Below are 4,048 nucleotides of genomic sequence, written 5' to 3'. Positions count from 1 at the left end.
TCACCCCGACACATCGTGACCTGGCCGACGACGGCCCGCCGGGCCCTGAGCCCGCGTGGCCGGCGTCGTGCGGCCACGGCCCGTCCGGTCGTCTGCACGGGCGCTCGGCCACGTGGCGTACCCTTGATGGGTTGCCCGTACGCCCGCAGGTTTCGCACGCGGGTCCTCAATGGACTCGCGGGGTCCCTCGTCCGAGGAACTGCGGGCGCGCAGCTCGTTCCGTAGCCGCACGCCGGCCCGCCCCGATCAGTTGGAGATCATCGAAGTGAAGAGCGCCGTCGAGACCCTGGACCCCACCAAGGTCAAGCTGACCGTCGAGGTGGAGTACGACGAGCTCAAGCCGAGCATCGACCACGCCTACCAGCACATCGCGGAGCAGGTGAACATCCCCGGCTTCCGCAAGGGCAAGGTGCCGCCCCGCATCATCGACCAGCGCGTCGGTCGCGCCGCGGTCCTCGAGCACGCCGTGAACGACGGTCTGTCCGGGTTCTACCGCCAGGCCGTCAGCGAGTCCGGCATCCGCCCGCTCGGTCAGCCCGAGGTCGACGTGACCGAGGTGCCGGTCGACGCCGAGGGCCCGCTGAAGTTCTCCGCCGAGGTCGAGGTCCGCCCCGAGCTCGACCTGCCGGAGCTGTCGTCGCTCGCCGTGACGATCGACGCCGCTGAGGTCTCCGACGAGGACGTCACGGAGCGCCTCGACGCGCTCCGTGAGCGCTTCGGCACGCTCGTCGGCGTCGACCGCCCGGCCGCCGAGGGTGACTTCGTCGTCCTCGACCTCAAGGCCGTCATCGACGACGAGGAGGTCGACTCGGTCTCCGGCATCAGCTACCAGATCGGCTCGGGCAACATGCTCGAGGGCCTCGACGAGGCGCTCACCGGTCTGTCGGCCGACGAGACCACGACGTTCTCCGCGCCGCTCGCCGGTGGTGAGCACGAGGGCAAGGACGCCGAGGTGACCGTCACCGCGACGACCGTCAAGCAGCGCGACCTGCCCGAGGCCGACGACGACTTCGCGCAGCTCGCGTCGGAGTTCGACACGCTCGCCGAGCTCGAGGCCGACCTGCGCGAGCAGGTCGCGAGCATCAAGACGTCGAACCAGGCCGTCGCGGCGCGCGACGAGCTGCTCAAGGCGCTCACCGACGCCGTCGAGATCCCCGTGCCGTCCGGCGTCGTCGAGGCCGAGGTGCACCGCCACCTCGAGTCCGAGGGCCGCCTCGAGGACGACACGCACCGCGCGGAGGTCACCGAGGAGGCGACGACCGCGATCAAGAACCAGATCCTGCTGGACACGCTCGCGGAGAAGCTCGAGATCAAGGTCGCCCAGAACGAGCTGCTCGAGTACCTCGTGCAGGCCTCGCGCCAGTACGGGATGGACCCGAACGAGTTCATCCAGTCGCTCGACCAGGGCGGTCAGATCCCGGCGATGGTCGGCGAGGTCGCGCGCTCCAAGTCGCTCGCCGTCGCGCTGCGCCAGATCGAGGTCAAGGACTCGGCGGGCAACGTCGTCGACCTGTCCGAGTTCATCGGCTCGGACGAGGACGACGCGGCCGGCGAGGTCGCCGAGATCGTCGAGGAGGCCGCCGAGGTCGCTGCCGCCGAGGTCGTCACCGAGGAGCTGGCCGAGGAGGCCGTCGCCGAGGTCGAGGCCGAGGAGGCCGAGGAGAAGGCGGCGAAGAAGACCGCCAAGAAGTCGAAGAAGGCCGCGGAGACCACCGAGGCCTGACCCGCCGGACGCCGTCGGCACGGCCCCCGTACCCCGTCCCGGGGCGCGGGGGCCGTCGTCGTGCGGGCCCGTATGCGCTGTCGGCGAAAAGGGGCCTGGTCGGGACGAACGGCGGATGCCGTGCACGTTAGGGTCACTGCAACGGCGACGTCCCGGACCGCACCGCAAGCCGGTGGACGTCGTGACCGGGGCCCCGGCCCTGGAGACGAGGAGCGACGAAGGAGATGGACGTGAACGATCAGCTGCTGCGGACGGACGCCGCAGGTCCCCTGGCCCGAGCGGAGGGCGCCGGTCTCGGCCTCAACGACTCCATCTACAACCGGCTCCTCAAGGAGCGGATCATCTGGCTCGGCTCCGAGGTGCGCGACGAGAACGCGAACGCGATCTGCGCGCAGATGATGCTCCTCGCCGCGGAGGACCCGGAGAAGGACATCTGGCTCTACATCAACTCGCCGGGCGGCTCGATCACGGCCGGCATGGCGATCTACGACACGATGCAGTACATCCAGCCCGACGTCGCGACGATCGCGATGGGCATGGCGGCCTCTATGGGCCAGTTCCTGCTCTCGTCGGGCACCAAGGGCAAGCGGTACGCGACGCCCCACGCCCGCGTGATGATGCACCAGCCGTCCGGTGGCATCGGCGGCACGGCCACCGACGTGCGGATCAACGCCCAGCTGATCATGCACATGAAGCGGGTGCTCTCGGAGCTGACGGCCGAGCAGACGGGCCAGTCGCTCGAGCAGATCATCAAGGACAACGACCGGGACAACTGGTTCACCGCCGAGGAGGCGAAGGAGTACGGCTTCGTCGACCACGTCGTCACGAACGCCTCGTCGGTGACCGGCGGCGGCGGCACCACGGCCTCCTGACCCGCAACCGGACCCAGACTTCACCCGAGGAGAACCCGTGAGCTTCAGCGCCGAGTCCCAGTACCTGTCCACCGCGCAGCGCCTCGCCGGCGCGGGCGCCCGTCCGGGCGGCGTCGCGCTGCCCGGCGGCGCGCCGTCGGCCCGCTACGTGCTCCCGCAGTTCGAGGAGCGCACCGCCTACGGCTTCAAGCGCCAGGACCCCTATACCAAGCTGTTCGAGGACCGCATCATCTTCCTGGGAGTCCAGGTCGACGACGCGTCCGCCGACGACGTCATGGCCCAGCTCCTCGTGCTCGAGAGCCAGGACCCGGACCGCGACGTCATCCTGTACATCAACTCGCCGGGCGGGTCGTTCACCGCGATGACCGCGCTCTACGACACGATGCAGTACATCAAGCCGCAGATCCAGACGGTCTGCCTGGGTCAGGCGGCGTCCGCCGCCGCGGTGCTGCTCGCCGCGGGTCAGCCCGGCAAGCGCCTCGCGCTTCCCAACGCGCGCGTGCTGATCCACCAGCCCGCGATGGAGGGCGGTGGCTACGCCCAGGCGTCGGACATCGAGATCCACGCGAACGAGCTGATCCGCATGCGCGAGTGGCTCGAGGACACCCTCGCGCTGCACTCGGGCAACCCCGTCGAGCAGGTCCGCCAGGACATCGAGCGCGACAAGATCCTCACCGCCGCCCAGGCGAAGGACTACGGTCTCGTCGACCAGGTGCTCGAGAGCCGCAAGCCGGTCGCGGTCAACAAGCCCTGACGCGCCGCACCGCACGCCCGAGCCGGGACGACCTCCATCGCGCCGCCGACTCCTCCGGGAGCGGCGGCGCGGTGCATTCCGTGCCAGGCGTTGCAGAGATGTGACCTGCGCACGGGGAGCCCACCTGACAACGGGGGGCGCGTGGTGTGGAATGGGGAGAAGGACCCGCTCGGACGTGGCACGGCCCGGGGCGTCGCGTGACGACGGACCGACGTGGCCACCCGGACAAGGAGACGCGTAGTGGCTCGTATCTCGGACGGCGCCGACCTGCTGAAGTGCTCGTTCTGCGGGAAGTCGCAGAAGCAGGTCAAGAAGCTCATCGCGGGCCCCGGTGTGTACATCTGCGACGAGTGCATCGACCTGTGCAACGAGATCATCGAGGAGGAGCTCGCCGAGGCCACCGAGCTCGGGCTCGTCGACCTTCCCAAGCCGCGCGAGATCTTCGACTTCCTCGGCCAGTACGTCATCGGCCAGGACCCCGCGAAGCGGGCCTTGGCCGTCGCCGTCTACAACCACTACAAGAGGGTCCAGGCGGGTGAGACGACGAAGACGTCGTCCGACGACCCGGACCACGTGGAGCTGGCGAAGTCGAACATCCTGTTGATCGGTCCGACGGGGACGGGTAAGACGTATCTGGCGCAGACGTTGGCGCGGATGTTGAACGTGCCGTTCGCGATCGCGGACGCCACCGCGCTCACC

At 69.5% G+C, this 4,048-nt stretch carries 4 protein-coding genes; all 4 read left to right on the top strand.

What is annotated here, in order from left to right:
- The first annotated feature begins 265 nt into the window (after positions 1-265).
- Positions 266-1,723 carry a trigger factor gene (gene tig / locus AC4H2G_RS21525; protein ID WP_494367785.1) on the top strand — a complete coding sequence of 486 codons (1,458 nt, stop codon included), beginning with the start codon at positions 266-268 and terminating at the stop codon, positions 1,721-1,723.
- Positions 1,724-1,947: 224 nt separating this feature from the next.
- Positions 1,948-2,595, top strand: coding sequence for an ATP-dependent Clp protease proteolytic subunit (locus tag AC4H2G_RS21520; protein ID WP_251153923.1), 648 nt, complete (start codon positions 1,948-1,950; stop codon positions 2,593-2,595).
- Between the two features lie 37 nt (positions 2,596-2,632).
- Positions 2,633-3,349, top strand: a complete 717-nt coding sequence (locus tag AC4H2G_RS21515) for an ATP-dependent Clp protease proteolytic subunit (protein WP_494367784.1) — start codon at positions 2,633-2,635, stop codon at positions 3,347-3,349.
- 240 nt (positions 3,350-3,589) lie between these two features.
- Positions 3,590-4,048, top strand: a 459-nt coding sequence (locus AC4H2G_RS21510; RefSeq protein WP_494367783.1) for a ClpX C4-type zinc finger protein, incomplete at its 3' end; no start/stop codon positions are given.

The organism is Cellulosimicrobium sp. BMG9.23 (assembly GCF_059159985.1).
This window is presented reverse-complemented; position numbering and strand designations above follow the sequence as displayed.

Excerpts from the sequence above, each read along its gene's own strand:
- AC4H2G_RS21520 (WP_251153923.1), top strand. The coding sequence starts at position 1,948 with ATGGACGTGAACGATCAGCTGCTGCGGACGGACGCCGCAGGTCCCCTG.